This is a genomic window from Clostridium hydrogeniformans DSM 21757, from assembly GCF_000686705.1.
GTDB lineage: Bacteria > Bacillota > Clostridia > Clostridiales > Clostridiaceae > Clostridium_Z > Clostridium_Z hydrogeniformans.
Genome location: NZ_KK366006.1, coordinates 58,639 through 80,428, shown reverse-complemented (window position 1 = coordinate 80,428; position 21,790 = coordinate 58,639). Strand labels below are relative to the sequence as shown.

Below are 21,790 nucleotides of genomic sequence, written 5' to 3'. Positions count from 1 at the left end.
AATCAATGGATAAGGTTACAGCGGTATTATAAAATATAAGTGTACAATGGTTGAGTACAAAAACTAATAAGACTCCTAAACTTATACTTTATAATTAAGCTTAACAATTTAAGAAATTTCCCTAAAAGATTTAGGTAATAACCTAAATCTTTTAACTTTATATAGGATTTTTACTAAGTAGGATTATTATAAATATGTTTTTAATAAAGAGATATATTAATCTATGGGGAGATTAAGTATATATAAATTAAAAGTTACCTAGTACATAAGACTAGAAGCTTAGTTTCTTATTATTGTTAAATTTTAGAGCTAAAAGAAATTGTAATTATATAATATAAATAAAACAAAAGAGGAAGCCAAGGCTTCCTCTTTTATATTGAAACTATATTTGAGGTATGGGGGATTACTATAGTATCAATAGGGTTAATATATACTATATAAATCATATGGTTCTATTTATACCCTATGATTTATACAGTAACTTAAATGGGGGATTACATTTAAAATTATTACCAAAAAAAAATAATATATACATATAAAGAAGAAATAATTAAAAGAATTAGTTAATTATAAAATAAAATTCAATTAGTATCATAATGGAAATTATGTCTTTATAGAAATATATATGACGAAATAGCTTATAAGGTTGACATAAAAAATTTATCTATATAAAACTTAAAATACCTTCTAAGAAAACTCTAGATATTATTAAATTAAGATGAAAAACATTTAAGTTTTATATTGAAATACATGGAAAAAATGTATAGCATTAGTGGTAGGGGGCGATTCAATGAAGAAGCAGTTAATTATTTGTACAGATATGGAAGGGGCAACTGGAATTTTTGAAGAAAATTATAAGGCTATGGTGCATGGTACAGATGAATGGAGAAGTATAGGAAGAGAATATATGACATCTGATGTTTTAGCAGTTTGTGAGGCAGCAAATGAATCTGGAATTGATGAAATATTAATTTATGATGGACATTATGCAGGAGATCCAGAACACAATATAATAATAGATAAGTTACCATCAAATGTAAGATTCTTTGATACACCGCAAAGACGTTTTTGGTGGAGAAGAATTCGAGGACAAGCAGATTGGAAACCATACGGAATAATTACAGTAGGTCAACATGCGAGATATGGTGAAAAAAATGCTTATTTTCCTCACACAATTCAGAGCCCACCAATAAAGGAGATAACTTTTAATGGTATACATATTGCAGAGATTGGGACTGCTGTTCTTAATTTTCAAGACACAAGGTATATTGCAAACGTAGGATGCAAATCATCTATGAAAGAAGCAAAGGAACTAAGTGATACTGTTGCTACTATTTCAGTAAAAGACAAGGAAAAAGGTTGGGAACCAAATGTTGAAGAAACATTCCCAATTATTAAAAAGGGTGTTTTAGAAGCATTGAGAAATATAGATAAAATGAAGACGGTAAAAATAGCAGAGTCATATGAGTTTTCTATGACATTAACAGAAGGGTATATTTATAATATTCCAGAAAGAGTTAGTTGGAAAGGAGCATTTAACAAGAGTAAAGCCTTCTGGGAAGCACCAAGTGTAGAGATAGGATTAGAAATATTTAATTTTGTAAGGGAATATATTGTAAAAGATAATTTATAGTATTTTTTTAAATAGAAAATAGTTTAATTTGATATTGTAATTTAGAAATAAAAGAGATGATATCTTTTATTAAACTAATATTCTGGTAAGATGAATCCAATAAGTTTTTCATCTAATCATATTGAATTAAAAACACAAAACTCAATTTTTCCAATATAATAATTTCTAGGAGAAAATTTAAAATATATAAATTTTATAGTAAATAGAAGAAAGAATAAAATAATATTAAGATATTCGTATAAAATAACAATTATTAGTTATTGATAAGTGTTATTTTATGTAGCATAATAATAAATAGGAGAGGGATGACCTTTCTTATTTATTTGAATTTAAATGAACAACGTTCATAAGGAGGAGTATAGATGATAGTGAATATAAATAACCTAGTAAAGGAATATAAGGGTTTTAAGGCTGTGGATATTAATGAACTATCCATAAAAGAAGGTGAAATTTTTGGATTTCTAGGCCCAAATGGTGCAGGGAAAACTACAACTATAAATATATTAAGTGGGTTATATACAAAATTTAATGGAGAGGTGAAAATTTTTAATAAGGATATTAAAGGTGATTCCATTTATATAAAAAAGAATATGGGGGTAGTACCACAGGACTTAGCTTTAGTAGAAGACTTAACTGCTTATGAGAATGTTACTTTCTTTGCTAAATTATATGGACTTAAGGGAAGTAAATTAAAGGACTCTGTTAAGGAGACATTAGAATTTGTTGGCTTATGGGATAGAAAAGATGACTTTTCAACAAAGTTCTCTGGAGGAATGAAGAGGAGATTAAATATAGCTTGTGCCATTGTTCATAAACCCAAACTTATAATAATGGATGAGCCAACAGTAGGAATTGATCCCCAGTCTAGAAATAATATTTTGGACACAGTTAAGAAGTTAAATGAACAGGGTTCAACAATAATATATACATCTCATTACATGGAAGAGATAGAAGCAGTTTGTTCAGATATATGTATAGTAGACCATGGAAAGATAATTGCAAGAGGGGATAAGGAAGTTTTAAAAGATTTAGTTAAAAGAGAAGATGGAGAAAGAGCTACATTAGAAGAGGTATTTCTATCTTTAACTGGAAGAAAATTAAGAGATTAAGGAGGAGTATTTATGAACTTTCTTACCATAGCAAGGTATAGGATAATACAGTATTTAAGAGATAAAAAATCTTTTATATCCATGTTAGTTATACCTATTATTCTAATGGCTATACTAGGAACAGCCCTTGGAAGTAGCGAAGATTTTTCAGGAAAAAATATAGGAAACATAAAGGTTCTTTATGTTAATAATATAAAAGGTAATAATAACTTTGATAATTTTATGAATATGCCAGAACTTTCAGATTTAATTACTGCTACTAAAATAGATAATATTAGTGAAGGAAGAAAACTTATAGAAAAAAAAGAATATGAGGCCTTAGTTATTTATGACGAGGACAGTGACAGTAAAATTCAAGTTATAGGTAGTGACTATAATAGTTTAAAAGTATCTATAGTTAAGAATATAATGGATTCCTATGCTAATAAAGCAAATAGCATTGAGGCTTTAAATAAATTAAATTCAAAAGATTTTTCTATGAAAAAATATAATAATATTAAGGAGGATTCTATAACTCTTACGGGTAAAAAACCTTCAGCTAAGGAGTATTACTCTATTACAATGCTCATTATGACTATATTATTTGGATCTATATATGCAAACTTTGCCATAGATAAGGATTACTATAGTACAGTTGGGGGACGTATAAAAACAGCACCAGTAAAACTTTGGGAAGTATTTCTTGGAGAAGGAATAGGAGTAGTGTTTACACTAGCATGGCAAATAGCAATTCTTTTATTGGTTGGTAGATTTGTATTTCAGGTAGATTTTGGAGGAAGCCTTCCAGTAATTATAATAGCAACATTATCTTTAGCGGTAATGTCTACAATGATGGGTATATTTGCATGTATGGCAACTAAGAAGGGGTTAATAGGATTAGCTTTACTAAATATATTAGTTCCTATATTTACCTTCCTTGGAGGAGGATTTGTAAAAGTAGATTTTGGAGATGGATTCCTTGGAAGCTTATCTCATATTACACCTAACTATTTAGCTCAAAGTGCCATATTTAATAGTATGTATGGAGGAACTGCTAGTTCAATTTATATGAATATTTTAGGAATATGGATTTTAACTATTATATTCTTCCTAGGAGCTAAATTTGTAGGAAGGAGAGATGTCTTATGATAATATATTTTACTAATTTAAAGAGACTTTTTAGGAGTAAGGTTAATTTAATCTTCATAGTAGCATTACCTCTAATATTTATGTTAATAGCTTTTTCAGGATCTAATGGGGAAGCAGCATTAACAGTATCAATATTAGATAAAGATAATACAGAGTTCTCAAAAACCATTATAAAAAACATAGAAAAGAAAGCCAATATAGTTTTTAATAAGGAAGATGAGATAGAGAAAGCATTAGTAGATGGAAAAACAGACTATGCTATTGTGATACCAGAGGGATATACAAAGGATATTATAAGTGGACAAGATATTCCCTTAACAACCTATGAGGTTAAGGAAGGGAATTCTAGTTACTCAATTAAACTTTTTATAGATGAGTATCTAAATAATATAAAGAAAATATCAGCTGCTACAAAGGGAAATGAAGAGGAGTTTTATAAAGGACTATCTTATTATGAAAATGGAAGTTATGAAAGCCAGTATGTAAGTATAGATAAGGGAGAAGGGAATAAATCAAAAACTTCAGCAGCCCTTGGATTTATAGTTATGAATATGTTATTTTTATCAACTTCAACTACAAGCATGATAATTAAAGATAGGGAGAATAACTTATTTACCAGATATTTTACTACTCCATTAACAAGGGGAAGATATATAATTGAAAATCTTTTAAGTTTTTTAACAATATCTATAGGACAAGTAATATTGTTCTTTGGGGTAATGAAATTTTTATTTAAGTTTAACCTAGGAGAGTCCCCTTTAAGTTTATTATTAATGTTTATTATATTTTCATTATTTACTGTGGCATTAGGATTATTTATAACTACTCATTCAAATGGGCTAAGGCAGTCAGGAGCCTTAAGTGGACTTATAAATATACCTTTTGCAATGCTTGGTGGATGTTTCTGGCCAAGAGAGATAATGCCAGATATATTAAAAAAGATTTCAGAGTTTATTCCAACTACTTGGATAAACAAAGCTTCCACTGAAATATTATATGGGGAGTCACTAATTTCAGTAATGAATAGTATTTTATTATTAGTATTATTAACTATGATATTATTAATTTTATCTGGAAGAAAATTAAAAAATAATAATTAAATAACTTAAGGTATTTTAAGTAAAGCATAGAGAAAAGTATTTAATATTAGTAATGATTTGGGTGAAAATACTTTTATTGCACATAAGTAATATGGATTTCATAGTATAAAGTGTAACAATATATGGAGTGGATTAATGTGATCTACGGTTTAATACTAGCTGGAGGAAAGGGCACTCGTTTATATCCACTTTCTAGATCAAATCATCCTAAACAGTTCCTTAAGACAGTGAATAACCAAAGCTTTTTAAGAAATACAGTAGAGAGGATAAAACCTTTAATCCCCAAAGAAAATATATATGTAGTTACCAATGAAGAGTATTTAGACAAAGTAAAGGAAGAACTACCAGAGATAGATGAAGATAATATTTTTGTGGAGCCTTATAATAAAGAAACTGCCACATGTATAGGTCTTTCGGCAGCTAAGCTTATGAAAAAGGATAGTGAGGCTGTTATGGTAGTTCTACCTTCAGACCATTATATAGAAGGTGAGGGGCAGTTTATTCAAACCTTAAAACAGGGTATTGACCTTGCAAGCTCAAGAAAGGCTCTTGTAACAATAGGTGTTGTACCTACAAGGACAGAAACAGGTTATGGATATATTCAGGTAGGAGACAGGTTTAAGGGAGATATACCTACCTTTAAGGTTAATAGATTTACTGAGAAGCCCAACCTAGAGGTAGCTAAAGATTTCATTTTAAGTGGAGAGTATCTTTGGAATTCAGGAATGTTTATATGGAAGGCCTCAGAGTTTCTTAAAGAAGTATCAAAATACCTTCCTAAAATGTATGATAGACTAATGACTATATATAAGCAAATTGGGGAAGAAGATGAAAGTCAGGTTATAAAAGATCAGTATAGCCTTATTGAGGGAATATCTGTAGACTATGGAATAATGCAAAGAACAAGAAAAGCTTATGTTATAAAGTGTGAATTTGTTTGGGATGACATAGGAAGTTTTAATTCCCTTAGAAGGTTTTTAAGGGAAAATGGAGGGAACTTTATATCAGATAAGGTATATTTAGAGGAAAGTGAAAATTGTGCAATATTTGGAAAAGAGAAGCTCATAATAGGATTTGGTCTTAAGGATATCGTAATAGTGGATGCAGGGGATGTTATTCTTGTTATGGATAAAAATAAGGATCAGGAAATAAAACATCTTTTCAATGATATAAAAGATTCTCCAGAGTTTTTTAGGTATAGTTAGTATTAAAAATAAAAACACGACATGTCTAAAATGTCGTGTTTTATAGTTTAATTAAAACAAAAGTAAGACTTATAGACTAAATAATTCTAAAGAGACTTTAAAAATATAATATGATAAGGTATTAAAAGAAATATAAGAATTGCAAAGTCTCTAAACCTATTAGGACATAATTAATAAGAATTAAAAAGATCTATAATTAAGATCTAAATTATCCCTAGATATTAAAAATAAAAATTAAATAATACTTTCTAGTGCGTAATCATCAAAGATAAGATTACTTTCATTTAGATAAAAAATTTTTTCTAAGGTTATAGTGCAGTCAGGACAATGATAAGTGAAAACTATATATTTATCACTAGTTCCTTTTACCCCATGATGTTCTGATTTAAAAACCATTTCATTATAACATTCAGGACATCTATACATATAATCTACCCACCTTTTAAAATACTTTCTTAATACTATTTTACCATGAAATCAGTAAAAGTTGATAAAAGAAATTTGTAAACTTTTAATAAAATTGAAATATTTTTATTAAACAATTAATGAGGAGGGGTAATTTTATTATAATAATAAAAATTTTAATGAATACTCATATGCTTTATAGTATATCAGTATTCATTGAAACACATATGAATATTCGATAAATTATAGAAATATACGGCATAGGTAAAAGTAATAATATATAGAAATAGGAATAGGCATATGAAAATTAAAATTTTCATATGCCTATTGGTGTTAGGTTATAGGGGGAATTATCCATCTAAGAGTATTGACAAAAATATTAAAATTAAACCTATTAAAAAATTTTTTTATAATCGTAAGAAATTTAATATAGAAGATGGGAGAGGGATATATTAAAAGAATTTCTCATAATGGGTTATTAGTTTATAAGAATAATAATAATCAGTTCCTTAGTAATATTCTGTATAAAAATAATTACCAAAGAAGATATACTAAGGGATATAAAGAGAAAAGTGGGGATTTATAAAATGAACGAAAAATATAGATGTCACAATATTTTTCATATTTTTTACTTTTTTTACAAAAAACATTGAAGTTTTATTGAGAATATGCTAATATTTTCTTGTAAAAACAATATAAATATAAGTATATTAAACTTATTTATAAAAAGGAGTGAGAAACATTAAGAATGTTTTTCTCTATGGAAGTAGTGGAGTAGGAAAATCTACTATAATAAATAAAATAGTAAATAGTGTTTCATGTAGTATAGGCGGATTTAAAGAAGAACATATATTAAATGGTGAAGAGAAAACATTTAATATAATATCCATGCTAGATGGAGAAATAAAGGGAACAATAGGTGAATTTAAATATATAGATGGAAGTTATAAATTAATTTCTATGGATAGAACTTTTAATGTCCAAGGAGTAGATATTTTAATGAATAGTCTAAATAAGGACTTAATAATTATGGACGAGCTTGGACGATTAGAAGACAGAGCAGAAGAATTTAAAGCTATGGTAAATAAGGTTCTTAATAGTAATAAGGTAGTATTAGGAGTAATTAAACCTTTTGATACAAGATTCCTAAAGGAGATAAAATCTAGGGAAGATGTAGTAACTATAGAGGTTACTCTTAGTAATAGGGAATATATAGAAGATGAAATCAAGGAAATTCTTAAAAAATCAAATATTAATTTTAGTTTATAGCTTCTTTATTTATAAAGAGGATACTATAAAGCCTTAATAATGGTTTAGCATTTAAAGGTATAAGTGATTTGAGCCATATTGCTTATACCTAAAGGTAGAGAAAACATAACACTTAGCAAAATAAAAAGAGATTAACTTTAATAGAGTTAATCTCTTTTTATTAGTTCAAGTATCATTTAAAGGTATAAGTTAAGTTTAATATATAGGTAGATTTATTTTTATTAAAAGTCTCCTAGTATTTTAAACTTAATTAATACCCTTTCACCTTCTTCTAAAATTTCATATTGAAATTTTAAAGGACTATCTATTTCATCGAACTCAACTATTATTCTATCTAAAACTCTAAGCCTTAAGTTAGAGTAAGTGTGAGCTAATTTAGGAGCCATTAAAATTTCCTTTAGGTCTTCTAAATATACCTGAGTATTACCAGTACGGCAGTGTCTTTTTAGGTATAGGAATAGTAATTTACCATAGACAGATTGAAATTCTGGAGTAGGTAAATTGATGTTTGAACTTTTGTTTTTTCTATTTATTGATACTTTTTTTATCATAACTTCACCACTTTAAATTTTATCATATTATTATAAGGGGAAAATTTAAATTTGTATATAGATATATATAAATTATGTTCAAATATATAAATTTAAATACCAAATTAGTCATATACATATATTAGCAATAAAATGATTGGGGGGGACTCCGTGGCTAAAATTGAAGATTTATTTTTACCAAAGGAGATATTAAAGGAAGCTTTAAAATGCCATAAGATAAAATTTGTAAAGAATAGTGAAGAAGATGGATTTATAATATATGGAGAAGTATGTACCATATTATTATTACTGTATGACGCAGAAGAGGAAGTTTTTCAAGTGGTAAGAGAGAGTGTATATGATTTAACCTTAGTGTTAAGTTACGGTATTATAAAAAAAGATATATTAAAAGGAATAGAAGAAATAAAGAGATATATAAAACTCGTTGATCAGTATAAAAAAGACATAATACTAAGAACAAGAATAGATAATAAAAACTTAGGAAGTAGAAAAGAAATACATGATATTAGAAAAGTAGCAGCCTTATTTTTAAATGATATAAAGAAATTCATAAACTCTAATAGTAATATAGTTTTTACCCAAGATTATAGGAGTTTAATAAGAGAGGAAGTAGATAAACTTTTAAGGAAGAGGTATTTTAAAGTATCCTATGAAGAGATTGGGGAAGAATTAAATTTTATTAAGGAGTATAGAAATCTAAATTTAATAGATACCTATTTTGTAGCTTATAATCATGTTTTTGTAGTAAATTACTTGTTTAACCAAAAAACAAAGGTGAATTTACCAATTGATGTAATGATGAACCCAAATTTAATAAAATTTATTGTTCTTATAAATCCAATTAAAGAAGAGCTTATAGTAAAAAGTAGATGTAATAGTTGGATTTTAATAGATGGACTTAGGGGAAGTATTTTAGAGACGGATTTTCCTAAAAAGCATTAATATATAAGTGGAAATAAAGGTAAGGTTATAGGAGTTAACAATGTATATACTAAGGCTATAGGGTTTTAATATAATTCTTTAACTTATTTATTCAGGATATCCTTGATTTATCTTGAGATACTTAGGGAGATGAATTAAATTTAAAACTAAAAAACCATATATATAGGGTTTTTAGCTTGAATATTGACTTATATATGCACTTAAATCCTTTAAAATCTTAGATATTAAGTAGTATATAAGATAAGTTTTGATCAAAAACCCTACAGAATTTAAGACTTATTAATAAATTTTTAGTTAATAAAGGATTTAGTATTATTTTATAGAAGTTTAGAAGCAGTAATTTAAAATGGAGTGGATAAAAGGTGGATTATAAAAACATATTAGAGGCTTATGTGGAAAACTCAGGAGAAGGAATAATAATTACGGATAAGGTAGGGGGTATAACATTTTATAAGGAATCCATAAATAACATAACCGGTATAGGAAATAAAAAAGCCTTAGGGAAAAATATACTTGAAATCTTTCCTTATTTAACAGAAGGAACAAGCTCCTTTTACCAAGTAATAAAGAATAATAAACCTATTATAAATAGGATACAAAAATATAAGAATAATTTAGGGAAAACAGTGAGTGTTGTTACCTCCACCATACCTATTTTTGAAAAAGGAGAGTTTATAGGAGCCTTTGAAATATTTAAGGATTTTACTTTAGTATCAGAATTATCTCAAAAAATACTTAGTCTTGAAGAAGAAATTAATAGAGAGAGATTGGGAGAGAGAAAAGAAAAAAATACTTCTGGGGCTAAATATAATTTTGAAGATATAATTTATAAAAGCCATGTAATGAAAAATCTTATAGAAGATTGTAAAAAGATATGTAAAAGTCCATCTCCTGTTTTAGTCTATGGTGAGACAGGAACAGGAAAGGAGCTCCTTGTGCAATCCATTCATAATGGGAATAAATTAAGAAGTAAGTTTCCATTTATAGCTCAAAACTGTGCAGCTATTCCTCATAATTTGTTAGAGGCCATATTGTTTGGAACGGAAGAAGGAAGCTACACAGGGGCAAAGAGTAATATGGGACTTTTAGAACTTGCCAGTGGAGGAACTTTATTTCTAGATGAGATTAACTCTATGGATATAGAACTTCAGGGAAAACTTCTTAGGTTTATACAAGAAGGAGAAGTTAGAAGAATTGGAGGTAAGGATACCAAGATTCTAGATGTTAGAATTATTGCGTCAACTAACGAAGAGCCCATAAAGTTATTAAAAGAAGGTAGGCTAAGACATGACCTTTATTATAGATTAAATGTAATTTTTCTTGAGGTACCACCTTTAAGGGAAAGGAAGGAAGATATAGAGGTCCTAACTGAGTTTTTTGTAGATAAGTATAACATCACATTGGATAAAGGTATTATGGGAGTTAATGAAGAAGTATTAGATTTGTTTAATGAATATCCTTGGCCAGGAAATGTTAGAGAACTTCAACATGTTATTGAAAGAGCAATGAACTGGAGTGAGAACAACATTATAACTAGTAGTGATATTTCTATAAAAGTTAAAAAGAGAGAGTGTAATATGGATAACAGGCTTTCTAAGTATGAAGGAATATATGAACAAGGACTAGCTTCTACATTAAAAGAATATGAAGAAAAGATAATAAGAAAATCTATTATAGATGCTAAGGGAAATTATTCTAAAGCAGCTAGATTGTTGAAAGTACCAAAGCAAACTTTTCAGAATAAGGTGAAAAAGTATAATATAGAAAAAGAAATAGTATTAAAATAAGTGCAAAGTCCCAAATTTGATACATTTAAGTATTAAATTTGGGACTTTATTTTATGCAATATATACTATTTTTGTGTAATTTAAATGAAATAGTTAAAATAATACCTATAAAAATATTAAAGTGATAAAAAACTAGGGCTGTACAATATAGTTAATTATTTATCAATGTTACGAAATAATTGGCATATACCTTGCTTTAAATATTATTAAAGAGATAGATATATAAATTTAATCTACATAGAGAGTTAATATAAAGAAACTCTATGTAAGTAAGTTTTGAGATTTTACGAATTTTTTTAGGCTTTAAGTAGGTATAGTAATTAGTATTGTAGGCAATAGGGTAAATTTTTATAAAAATCTTGGGGGGAGAAGTATGTCCATAATTTTTAATATACAAAAGTATTCAATTCATGATGGACCAGGAATAAGAAGTACAGTATTTTTTAAGGGATGTCCTTTAAAGTGTAAGTGGTGCCATAATCCAGAAAGTCAAAGTTTTGAAAGAGAAATAATGTTTTATGTAGATAGATGTATAGGGTGTAATTATTGTGTAAATGAGTGTGAAAATGGAGGATTATATTTAGAGGATGGCAATATAGTTTTTGATAAAGAAAAATGTTTAGGCTGTGGAAAGTGCTGTGAAGTATGCCCAACTAATGCTAGAGAATTTATTGGAAAACATATGACTACAGACGCGGTTTTTCATGAAATCCTAAAGGATAAGATTTTCTATGATGAATCAAAGGGCGGAGTTACTTTCTCAGGTGGAGAGCCATTAAGTCAAGGAAGTGACTTAATAGATATTATAAAAAAATGTAAAGAAAGAAAAATTCATATAACATTAGATACTAGTGGATATGCCAGTGAAGAAATATTAAAACAGGTATGTGAGAATGTAGATTTAGTTCTATATGATTTAAAAGTTATAGATAATGAAAAGCATAAGGAGTATATAGGAGTAGATAATAAAATAATACTAGAAAATTTAAAAATCTTAGTTAAGTTAAATAAAAGGGTGTTTGTAAGAATACCTTTAATACCAGGAGTAAATACCAATAAAAAAGATATAGAAGATTATATAAAATTTTTAAAAGAAACAGGAGGAATAGAGGAGGTGGACATTCTTCCTTACCATAATATATCTAGTGAAAAATACAATAGATTAAATAAGGAATATGAACTAAAGGATGTAGAAGTACCTAGTGAAAAGATGCTAGATGAAATAAAAGAGGATTTTGAGAAAAATGGTTTTAAAGTAAAAATTGGGGGGTAAAATATTATGCGTGAAAGAATTAAAAGGTTAAGAGAAAAGAGCTTAGAAGCAGTACCTAGTATTTCCATTGAAAGAGCAAGAATAATTACAGAGACTTATAAGACTTATCATGGAAAGGTATCAATACCTGTTCTTAGGGCATTAAGTTTAAAGGATATATGTGAAAAAAAGACTATATTTATAGATGAGGATGATTTAATAGTTGGAGAAAGAGGTCCAAAGCCTAAGGCTACGCCAACTTATCCAGAAATATGTTGTCATACTTTAGAAGACTTAAAAGTTATGGATAGTCGTGAAAAAACATTTTTTAAAGTTTCAGAAGATATATATGAGATACAAGAAAAAGAAATAATTCCTTATTGGAATGGTAAATCTATAAGGAATAAAATATTAAATGAAATGACTGAGGAGTGGAAGGATTGCTATTATGCTGGAGTATACACAGAATTTATGGAGCAAAGAGGACCAGGGCATACAGTTGGAGATAAGAAAATATTTAATAGGGGATTCTATGAGGTTATAGATTTAGTTGATAAGGAGTTAAGGGAATTAGACTATTTAAATGATGAGGATGCCTATGATAAGCAAGAAGAGCTTAAAGCTATGAAAATAACCTGTGAAGCAGTTATGACTTTTGCTAGAAGACATGGTGATTTAGCTAAAGAAATGGCAGAGAAAGAGACGGATGAAAAAAGAAAAGAAGAGCTTTTAAAAATAGCTGAGGTGTGTTATAGGGTTCCAGGAAATAAACCGGAAACATTACATGAAGCCATCCAAGGATACTGGTTTGTACATTTAACAATAATAACAGAAATGAATATATGGGATGCTTTTAGTCCAGGTAGGTTTGATCAGCATTTAAATCCATTCTATAAAAGAGATTTAGAAAATGGAACTATTAATAGGGAAGATGCAGTGGAACTTCTTCAATCTATGTGGGTTAAGTTTAATAATCAGCCATCAACTCCAAAGGTTGGAATAACATTAAAGGAAAGTGGAACTTATACTGACTTTGCTACTATAAATATAGGTGGATTAAGTGGGGATGGAGGAGATGGAGTAAATGAGGTATCTTATATTCTATTAGATGTAGTAGATTCAATGAAATTGTTACAACCTAATAGTAATATACAGCTTTCAAAGAAAAACCCTCATGATTTTATAAAAAGAGGAACAGAGATAATAAGAAAAGGCTGGGGACAGCCACCTGTATTTAATAGTGACTCCGTGTGTCAAGAACTTGTAAGACAAGGAAAGAGAATAGAGGATGCAAGAGAAGGAGGAACTTCAGGTTGTGTAGAAACAGGAGCTTTTGGTAAAGAAGCTTATATATTAACAGGATATTTTAATCTAGTTAAGGTTCTTGAGATTACTTTAAATAATGGAACTGATCCTATGACAGGAAAGAAACTAGGAATAGAAACTGGAGATCCTAAGAAATTTAAATCTTTTGATGAATTATTTGAAGCATATAAAATTCAACTGCATCATTTCATAAATATAAAGATAAGAGGAAATAATGTAATAGAGAGATTATATATGAAGGAGATGCCATGTCCTTTCTTATCTACTGTAATAGATGATTGTATAACAAAGGGAAGAGATTATAATAGTGGTGGAGCAAGATATAATTCTAATTATATTCAGGGAGTTGGAATAGGAACTTTAACAGATTGTTTTGCATCATTAAAATATAATGTTTACGATAAAAAGAGGGTATCTATGGAGGATTTATTAGAGGCTTTAAAGAATAACTTTAAAGATAAAGAACCTCTAAGACAATTATTCTTAAATAAGACTCCTAAGTATGGAAATGATGATGATTATGCAGACGATATAATGAAGCTTTGTTTTGAGACTTACTATAATGAAGTTAATGGAAGAAAATCCATAAGAGGAGGAACTTATAGAATAAATATGCTTCCAACTACCTGTCATATATACTTTGGAGAAGTTACAGGAGCAACACCTGATGGAAGATTTACTTCAGAGCCACAATCAGAAGGTATATCTCCTACTGGAGGAGCTGATAGGCTTGGACCGACAGCTGTTATAAAATCAGCAGCTAAAATGGATCATTTAAAAACAGGAGGAACTCTTTTGAATCAGAAGTTTACTCCAAGTGTACTTCAAGGTGATGAGGGACTTGAAAAACTTTGTCATTTAATAAGGGCTTATTTTAAGATGGATGGACATCATATACAGTTTAATGTAATAAACAAGGATACTTTAAAAGAAGCGCAGAAGAAACCAGAGTCTTATAAGGATTTAATAGTTAGGGTAGCTGGATATAGTGATTATTTCTGTGACCTTGGAAAAGCCCTGCAAGATGAAATAATAAATAGAACAGAACAAGAGATATTTTAAGAAAGCCCCCTATGGAGTCTTAGTTGACTTCATAGGGGTTAATATAAAGGAGAGAGTGCAAATGAGTAAGATACTAGGATTTATAGGTTGTGGAAATATGGCAAGTGCAATAATTGGAGGTATAGTTAAAGGTGGAATAGCTAAGGGAGAGAACATAATAGCTTCTGATGGATTTCAAGGTAGTCTTGATAAGTGTAAGGAAGCTTTTAGGATAAGAACAGCTTTTAAGGACAACTTAGCAGTAGCAAAGGAAGCAGATATTATAATTTTAGCTGTAAAGCCTAATGTCTATGGAGATGTAATAGAAGAAATAAAAGATTATGTAAAAAAGGATGTAATAATAGTTACTATTGCTGCAGGGATAAGTATAGATTTTGTTGAGAAAGGCTTTGGAAGAGAAATAAAGGTTGTTAGAACGATGCCAAATACAGCAGCATTAATATCAGAAAGTATGACTGCATTGTGTAAAAATACACAGGTTAGTGATAAGGAATTCACGGAGATTATAAATATATTCGAGGGGATAGGAAAAACTGAAACCATAGAGGAAAAACTTATGGAAGCAGTTATATGTGTAAATGGATCTTCACCAGCATATATTTATATGTTTTTAGAGGCCATGGGAGATGGTGGAGTTCTCCAAGGAATAGCTAGAGATAAATCATATAAAATGGCGGCGCAAGCTATGATAGGAGCTGCAAAAATGCTTTTAGAAACAGGAAAGCATCCAGGAGAGCTTAAAGATATGGTTTGTTCTCCAGCAGGAACAACTATAGAGGCAGTGTATAGTTTAGAGAAAAATAATTTCAGAGGAACTGTCATAGAAGCGATGGTAGAGTGTACTAAAAAAGCTAATGAAATGTCAGAGAAATAATAAAGCTGAGGCGATGCCTCAGCTTTTAGTTTTATTAGGTATTTGGATTTTGTTTTTAGGAAGTAATGTTGACTTAAAGAGACTCTAAAACGTTTTCACAAGATTATTATAAAATATTTTTTTATTAAAATCAATAACTTTTTATTGGAATACATAATTTTTAGGTTATCTGCAAAGCTTAATATAAAATACTATAAATTACAAGGAGAAAAAGATGAATAAAAATATAAAATATTTATTTCTTATTTCTATTACTTGCATATTTATTATTATATTTAGTGGATTCAAGAGCAATGATAAAAGTGAAATAGTAAAAACTATAGATAATTACTTTAATAACTATTTTAACAGTTTTAAGATTTTAAATTGTGAAGGCTGCAAGGATATTATGGAAAGTAATGAAGATACCCTTCTTTATACAGCATTACATAATGTAAATATAGAAAGATATAAAGCTATGAATATAAGTATTACTGACTATGAATTTAATGTAGATATAGGTGAAATAAATATAGATAAAAATAAGGCAGAGGTAGAGCTTATGTTAAATGTAGATTATCATTATAGCAATGTACCAAAAGATGTTTCTTCAGGTATGTATAATGTAGACTACAGAATAAAACTTTTAAAAAAAGAAAAAAAGTGGATAATAACCGGAATAGTAACTTCTTTTGATGAGTTTAATGACTTCAAAAATAAGGTGGATAGAAGAACAAGTTCAAGGGATGGAATAAGTAGAACTAAGGCCATAAAGGATGTTGAGGAGGAAGAAATTAGAAAGATAAAAAAAGTTAACATAGATAATGAAGAAAATAATAAGAATATTATTAATAAAAAGAATAAAACGGACGAAATAAACTTTAGAGACTTATTTAATGAGGAAAGAGAGCTTTATAATAAAAACTTACTTTTATCCTATGCAAGAGAATATTCCTTAGCGCCTTTAGAGAAGAGGTTATTTTATACAGTAAATGAAAATGACTGTACAAATTTTACATCTCAATGTATATGGGCAGCTCTTGGAGGATATATACCTAAGGAGCTAGAAAAAACTAAATCTAATATAAATAGTGGAGCTAATATGGTAAAAGGAATATGGCATGGAAATACCTATGGGGGAACCTTAGGGTGGGCAAATGTAGAAGAATTTTGGAGGTTAACTACAGGCTCTGGTAAGGGACCTAGAGGAATAGGTAGTAATAATCATAAACCTTATACTGATTTAGATCCTAGTGATATAAAAATAGGGGATGTGCTACAGGTAAGAAAAAAAGCTGACACAAGGTATAGACATTCTGTAGTAGTAACTTATATATCTCCTAGTAATAGTGGGTTCGAAGGAATATTTGTATCACAACATTCCTACGACAAGTATAACAGGTTTTTTATAGATTTAGTAAACTCATGGGGAAATGAAGAATGTTATATAAGGAAAATAACATTTTTCGATTTTATAAAATAATTTACATTTTTTTTTGCGGAATTTAATGTTATTTAAAACTTTAGATGGTATAATTATCTATATGTAATAGGATTGAAATATTCTGTATTAAAAATGTAATTATTTTACAATAAAGTATTAAGGAGGGGAGAGACAAGTGAAAACTAAAAGAATCACGTCTTTAGTTTTAGCAGCAACATTAGCACAAACTGCAGCAGCAAGTGCTATGCCAAATGATATTAAAGATAATAAAGATAATAAAAAACTAAATTCTAATCCTTATAAGAGCAATATATTTATTAATGGATTAGAAGTAAAAAAGATGTTAATTGACATAAACTACTCAAAAGGAGTAGTGACGCAACCCAAATATATTGTAATTCATGATACTGACAATAGGAATTATGGTGCAGGAGCTGTAGCCAATAGAAACTATTTTGCAAATCATCCAAGCGCACAAGCTTCTGCTCATTATACTGTTGATGATAAAAATATAGTTCAGGTTTTAGAAGATAACTGGAGAGGTTGGCATATTGGAGACAGATATGCGGGAGTAAAGCCTAACAGACCAGAAGCCAATAACAGTAATACTATTGGGATAGAGATAACTGTAAATCCAGATAGTACATTTGATGTAGCTATGAAAAATGCTATAGAGCTTACTAAATATCTTATGAAAAAACATAATATTCCAGCAGAAAATATAATAACTCATAACGATGCTACAGGAAAGATATGTCCAAGGATGATGATACAAGATAAGCCTTATCTTTGGAAAAATTTCAAGTCTGCAGTAGGAGTGAGTGATGGTGGTGGTGTTACCACTGAGGTTAATGAAGGAATATATGGAGCCATAGGAAACGTAGGAGCCTCTGTAAATTATTCAGGAACATTAAGTGTTCATAGAGATAAAACTGTATCTTCAGAAAGTATTGGAGTTGTATATAACAATGAGAGAGTGCAACTTAATTATATTAAAGGTGACTGGGCTAACATAACCTTTAAGACAAGTTCCGGTGGAAGTAAAACTGGATTTGTAAAAGTAGACAATCTTAGTATAGATGGAGTTAACAAGGTTAATAAGAAGGCTACTATAATGTCCTCATCACCAGCATCAGTTTATAAGGATTTTAATAATACATATGTAGAATCAATAAATCCTAGGGTTAATGTAACCCTTAATTATACTTTTAATCAGTGGGCAAATATAAGTTATGTTTCTGGATCAGTGATAAAAAGTGGATTTGTAAATAAGCAGGTTCTTCAAATATCTTCAGAAGAAGATAGGGGAGAAATAACTGAGATTAACAAAAGAGCTAAGGTTATTAATGCAAGTGCGGTGAATGTTAGAGAAGAAGCAACAGCAGAAAGTAGAATATTAGGACTTGTATATAGGGATGAAGAAGTAAGAATAAACTTCACTAAGGGTGAATGGAGTAATGTAACCTTTAAAACCATTAATGGAGAGAGTAAGACTGGGTTTATGAAGGGAGAATATCTTACGCCTATAGAAAGTGGACAAGATGATTCTAATACAGTAACAGGTGGAAAAGGAAAGGTTGTTAATGTAACTACAAACCTAAGAATGAGAAAAGGACCTGGAACCAGTTATGATGTTGTAGGAGTATTATATCCTAATGATACCTTTGATGTGATAGAGAAAAATGATAAATGGTATCGTATATCTAAGAATGGAGTCGAAGGATATATACATGGAGACTATGTAGAAATAATAAAAAATGGTGGATCAGAAATAACAACACCTCCAGTGACACCACCTGTAGTAGAGAATAAAGAAAGTAAAGGACAAGTTGTTAATGTAACTTCAGCATTAAGGATGAGAAGTGGAGCAGGAACCAACTTTTCAATTCTTGATAGCTTAAGTGAAAATGATACTTTTGATATATTAGGTAAGGAAAATGGTTGGTATAAGATAAAGTATAAGAATAAAGTAGGATATGTACATGGGGATTATGTGAAAGAGATATCCCAAGGTGGAGATACTTCTACAGGAAACAATAGCGGAAATCAAGGATCTGGAACTATAGAAAGCGGTAGTGAAGGAATAATTGAAAATGCACCATCAGGTTTAAGAATAAGATCAGGAGCTGGTACAAACTATGATGTAGTAGGATGGCTTAAAAATGGAGAAACTGTATCTATAAAGGGAATTGAAGGATCTTGGGTAAAGATAGATGTGAATGGAAAGACCGGATATATTCATAAAGATTATGTTAGTAATAAGGTAGGTACAGGAAATAATAATAACAACAATAACAATAATAGTAATAACTCAGTAGCTTCTAAGGGAAAAGTAAAAAATATTTCCTCAGTACTTAGGATAAGAGAAAATGCAGGAACTAATTTTGGTATTCTAGGATTTATAGGAAATGGAGCAGAGTTTCAAATACTTGAGAAAGCTAATGGATGGTATAAGATAAAATACAATTCTATTACAGGATTTATCCATGGGGATTATGTAGAAGAGATTAAAGGTTCTTCAAATTCTAATAATGGAAGCTCAGAGGATAAGGGAAAAGAAGATACTATTGTTATAAATAAAAGAGGAAAAGTTGTAAATGTATCAACATCTTTAAGAGTAAGGTCAAGCAATAGTGAGAATAGCACTGTTATAGGATATTTAACTCCAGGGGCTACCTTTGATATATTATCTAAAAAAGGTGATTGGTATAATATAAGATTTGATACTTATGATGTGAAAAAAGAAGGATATGTTCATAAAGATTATGTTGAAGAATATCATGAAGTAGAAACTGGGAATGAACTTGGTAAAAAGATTGTGGCTTATGGAAAGAAATTTATAGGAACTCCGTATCTTTGGGGAGGAACAACGCCAAGTGGATTTGACTGTTCAGGATTTACTAAGTATGTTTTAAATCATTTTGGAATACAAGTGGGAAGAACTACTTGGGATCAAATAAAAAATGGAAAAAGAATAGATATAAGTGCAGTAAAAGAAGGGGATCTTATTTTCTTTGGAACTAAGAGTGACCCTACTAATCCTACCCATGTTGGTATATATATAGGCAATGATGAATTTATACATTCTCCAAAACCAGGAGAGAGTGTTAAAATATCTAAGTTATCTACCTATGGATTAGTTAAAATACAGGCTAATAGAGTTATAAATTAATTTAGGATTTACAATTCCAATATATTTTTTTATTAGGTGGTATAAGGGATGTAAATTTTAAAGGAGAGATTAAACTACAATCAAGTGGGAAAACTTCACATGAATTGTAGTTTAATTTTATTTAAGAGAAGGTTATCCTAAAATGCATATCTATGCATTTTAGGATAACCTTTTTTTATTGTAATCATAACTCATAGTTTTATATTAAAAACATAGTTTAATGTGTTACTTAGGATATTAAATAATAGTTACCTTAAAAATATTGTATAAAACTAATTAAATAGCAATGTTATTATGTGGGAAATTACAAGGTATAAACTTAGGAGATTTAGAGGAGTTTCAAAGAAAAAGGTAAGAAATTAAGATTAAAAGTTATGATAATATGTAGGACATTACATATTAAATTAAAATATGTAAAACTTTAGAAAAATTTGATATAATTATCTTGGGAAATAAATAGCTAAGTTTACATTAAATGAAAATAATTTAATTTGATTTTTAGTTTCATTCGGTAAAGAGGTGAGTGGGGATATATGAGGCGTAAAGCTTTAATAATAGGAGAGAATCTTGGATTAATAGAGAATTTGATATTAAATGATAAAGATTTAAGGATGTGGAAGGCTGAATTTTTCACAAATTTTAATGAAGTTATTTTAAAACATAAAGAAACTATACATATGATTTTTCTAGAATTAGAGGATCATAACAAAGAAATAATAAATAGGTTAAAGGAATTTAGAAGGTATAATAATAATGCATTGATAGTAATAGTAAGTTCAACTAGGGAATATGCCTATGAAGCTTTTAAAATTAGATCATTTCAATATATTATGAAACCTTTAGAGGAAGGGTCAATAATTGAGGTTATGACTGAGGGAGAAAAATGGATAAGTAGCCTAGAGGTTTTAAATTTAGATAATAGAAACTTTATAATAAATACTAAAGATAACCTGTATAAATTAAAATATAAAGATATTTATTATTTTGAAAAAATTTTAAGAAAAATAAGAGTAGTTCATAAGTATGGAGTATTAGAATATTATGGAACATTTAAAGAACTTGAAGATCAATTAGATTTATCATATTTTGTCCAATGTCATCAGAGTTTTATATTAAGTAAAGGGAGAATATATAGTTATAGGAATCAACAAGTTAATTTAAAAGATTTAAATGAAACAATACCTGTAAGTAAAGCTTATGTTAAAAGAATAAGGTATGTGCTTTCTAATAATTAGAAATTACAATATAAGTTTAAAATGATGGAATTATTTATATGCATAAGGCATAAGCATATAAGGTGATTTCATCTTTTTTATTTAATGAATTAAAAGTAATTTATAGAAAATCTTTCTTAAAATTAGAGGATATCTATAAATATAATATATTACCTTAAAAATATTTGTAATTCTTATTTTTAGCTTAAAGATTATAATAGGGAGATATGAAGTTATTGAGCGAATAGGAATCATTCCTATTTAGGTTAAAGTAAATTTACATTTATATAAGTAAATTAAACTTGAAATAATAATATAATAGTAATATAATAAGAATG

At 28.7% G+C, this 21,790-nt stretch carries 16 protein-coding genes; 14 read left to right on the top strand and 2 right to left on the bottom strand.

Annotated elements, in window-relative coordinates; all coding sequences use genetic code 11:
* Positions 1 to 790: 790 nt before the first annotated feature.
* The 5 genes from BR69_RS0119050 to BR69_RS0119030 all read left to right on the top strand — a co-directional run bounded on the left by BR69_RS0119050 (position 791) and on the right by BR69_RS0119030 (position 6,175).
* Positions 791 to 1,633: a M55 family metallopeptidase gene (locus BR69_RS0119050; RefSeq protein ID WP_027634625.1), complete on the top strand. Its 843-nt coding sequence runs from the start codon at positions 791 to 793 to the stop codon at positions 1,631 to 1,633.
* A 362-nt stretch (positions 1,634 to 1,995) separates the two neighbouring features.
* Entirely contained in the window at positions 1,996 to 2,742 is a 747-nt protein-coding gene (locus tag BR69_RS0119045) for an ABC transporter ATP-binding protein (RefSeq protein WP_027634624.1), read from the top strand.
* A gap of 12 nt (positions 2,743 to 2,754) precedes the next feature.
* Positions 2,755 to 3,870 carry an ABC transporter permease gene (locus BR69_RS0119040; protein WP_027634623.1) on the top strand — a complete coding sequence of 372 codons (1,116 nt, stop codon included), beginning with the start codon at positions 2,755 to 2,757 and terminating at the stop codon, positions 3,868 to 3,870.
* Entirely contained in the window at positions 3,867 to 4,970 is a 1,104-nt protein-coding gene (locus BR69_RS0119035) for an ABC transporter permease (RefSeq protein WP_027634622.1), read from the top strand. The genes BR69_RS0119040 and BR69_RS0119035 overlap by 4 nt, the downstream gene beginning before the upstream one ends.
* 137 nt (positions 4,971 to 5,107) lie before the next feature.
* Positions 5,108 to 6,175, top strand: a complete 1,068-nt coding sequence (locus BR69_RS0119030; RefSeq protein WP_027634621.1) for a mannose-1-phosphate guanylyltransferase — start codon at positions 5,108 to 5,110, stop codon at positions 6,173 to 6,175.
* Between the two features lie 234 nt (positions 6,176 to 6,409).
* On the opposite strand, the gene BR69_RS0119025 is transcribed toward BR69_RS0119030, so the two are convergent.
* Positions 6,410 to 6,601 (bottom strand): hypothetical protein, encoded by a 192-nt coding sequence (locus BR69_RS0119025; RefSeq protein WP_027634620.1) that lies wholly within the window; start codon positions 6,599 to 6,601, stop codon positions 6,410 to 6,412.
* Positions 6,602 to 7,312: 711 nt separating this feature from the next.
* Between BR69_RS0119025 and BR69_RS0119015 the strand changes: the two genes are divergently transcribed.
* Complete coding sequence (locus BR69_RS0119015; protein WP_051623697.1) at positions 7,313 to 7,849, top strand: nucleoside-triphosphatase; 537 nt, start codon at positions 7,313 to 7,315, stop codon at positions 7,847 to 7,849.
* Between the two features lie 221 nt (positions 7,850 to 8,070).
* Here the strand turns inward: BR69_RS0119015 and BR69_RS0119010 are convergent, their stop codons facing one another.
* A complete protein-coding gene (locus tag BR69_RS0119010; protein WP_027634618.1) occupies positions 8,071 to 8,400 on the bottom strand; it encodes a replication initiation protein in 330 nt (109 codons plus the stop codon).
* Between the two features lie 150 nt (positions 8,401 to 8,550).
* On the opposite strand from BR69_RS0119010, the gene BR69_RS0119005 reads away from it, so the two are divergent.
* The 8 genes from BR69_RS0119005 (at position 8,551) to BR69_RS21315 (ending at position 21,473) form a co-directional block, all read left to right on the top strand.
* Positions 8,551 to 9,342 (top strand): hypothetical protein, encoded by a 792-nt coding sequence (locus BR69_RS0119005; protein ID WP_027634617.1) that lies wholly within the window; start codon positions 8,551 to 8,553, stop codon positions 9,340 to 9,342.
* 362 nt (positions 9,343 to 9,704) lie between these two features.
* Entirely contained in the window at positions 9,705 to 11,129 is a 1,425-nt protein-coding gene (locus tag BR69_RS0119000; RefSeq protein ID WP_027634616.1) for a sigma-54 interaction domain-containing protein, read from the top strand.
* Between the two features lie 373 nt (positions 11,130 to 11,502).
* On the top strand, positions 11,503 to 12,402 hold the full coding sequence (locus BR69_RS0118995) for a trans-4-hydroxy-L-proline dehydratase activase (RefSeq protein WP_027634615.1): 900 nt from the start codon (positions 11,503 to 11,505) through the stop codon (positions 12,400 to 12,402).
* Between the two features lie 3 nt (positions 12,403 to 12,405).
* Positions 12,406 to 14,769, top strand: a complete 2,364-nt coding sequence (hypD, locus tag BR69_RS0118990) for a trans-4-hydroxy-L-proline dehydratase (protein ID WP_027634614.1) — start codon at positions 12,406 to 12,408, stop codon at positions 14,767 to 14,769.
* 61 nt (positions 14,770 to 14,830) lie between these two features.
* Positions 14,831 to 15,643 (top strand): pyrroline-5-carboxylate reductase, encoded by an 813-nt coding sequence (gene proC / locus BR69_RS0118985; RefSeq protein ID WP_027634613.1) that lies wholly within the window; start codon positions 14,831 to 14,833, stop codon positions 15,641 to 15,643.
* 214 nt (positions 15,644 to 15,857) lie between these two features.
* Positions 15,858 to 17,105 carry an amidase domain-containing protein gene (locus BR69_RS0118980; RefSeq protein WP_027634612.1) on the top strand — a complete coding sequence of 416 codons (1,248 nt, stop codon included), beginning with the start codon at positions 15,858 to 15,860 and terminating at the stop codon, positions 17,103 to 17,105.
* A 136-nt stretch (positions 17,106 to 17,241) separates the two neighbouring features.
* Complete coding sequence (locus BR69_RS0118975; protein WP_027634611.1) at positions 17,242 to 20,238, top strand: SH3 domain-containing protein; 2,997 nt, start codon at positions 17,242 to 17,244, stop codon at positions 20,236 to 20,238.
* A 533-nt stretch (positions 20,239 to 20,771) separates the two neighbouring features.
* A complete protein-coding gene (locus tag BR69_RS21315) occupies positions 20,772 to 21,473 on the top strand; it encodes a LytR/AlgR family response regulator transcription factor (protein ID WP_027634610.1) in 702 nt (233 codons plus the stop codon).
* Positions 21,474 to 21,790 lie beyond the last annotated feature (317 nt).

What these genes read in the sequence shown, in the direction of transcription:
- BR69_RS0119040 (WP_027634623.1), top strand. Translation starts at nt 2,755, where the DNA reads ATGAACTTTCTTACCATAGCAAGGTATAGGATAATACAGTATTTAAGA.
- BR69_RS0119045 (WP_027634624.1), top strand. Translation starts at nt 1,996, where the DNA reads ATGATAGTGAATATAAATAACCTAGTAAAGGAATATAAGGGTTTTAAG.
- BR69_RS0118995 (WP_027634615.1), top strand. Translation starts at nt 11,503, where the DNA reads ATGTCCATAATTTTTAATATACAAAAGTATTCAATTCATGATGGACCA.
- BR69_RS0119010 (WP_027634618.1), bottom strand. Translation starts at nt 8,400, where the DNA reads ATGATAAAAAAAGTATCAATAAATAGAAAAAACAAAAGTTCAAACATC.
- BR69_RS0119050 (WP_027634625.1), top strand. Translation starts at nt 791, where the DNA reads ATGAAGAAGCAGTTAATTATTTGTACAGATATGGAAGGGGCAACTGGA.
- BR69_RS0119025 (WP_027634620.1), bottom strand. Translation starts at nt 6,601, where the DNA reads ATGTATAGATGTCCTGAATGTTATAATGAAATGGTTTTTAAATCAGAA.
- BR69_RS21315 (WP_027634610.1), top strand. Translation starts at nt 20,772, where the DNA reads ATGAGGCGTAAAGCTTTAATAATAGGAGAGAATCTTGGATTAATAGAG.
- proC (WP_027634613.1), top strand. Translation starts at nt 14,831, where the DNA reads ATGAGTAAGATACTAGGATTTATAGGTTGTGGAAATATGGCAAGTGCA.
- BR69_RS0119035 (WP_027634622.1), top strand. Translation starts at nt 3,867, where the DNA reads ATGATAATATATTTTACTAATTTAAAGAGACTTTTTAGGAGTAAGGTT.
- BR69_RS0118980 (WP_027634612.1), top strand. Translation starts at nt 15,858, where the DNA reads ATGAATAAAAATATAAAATATTTATTTCTTATTTCTATTACTTGCATA.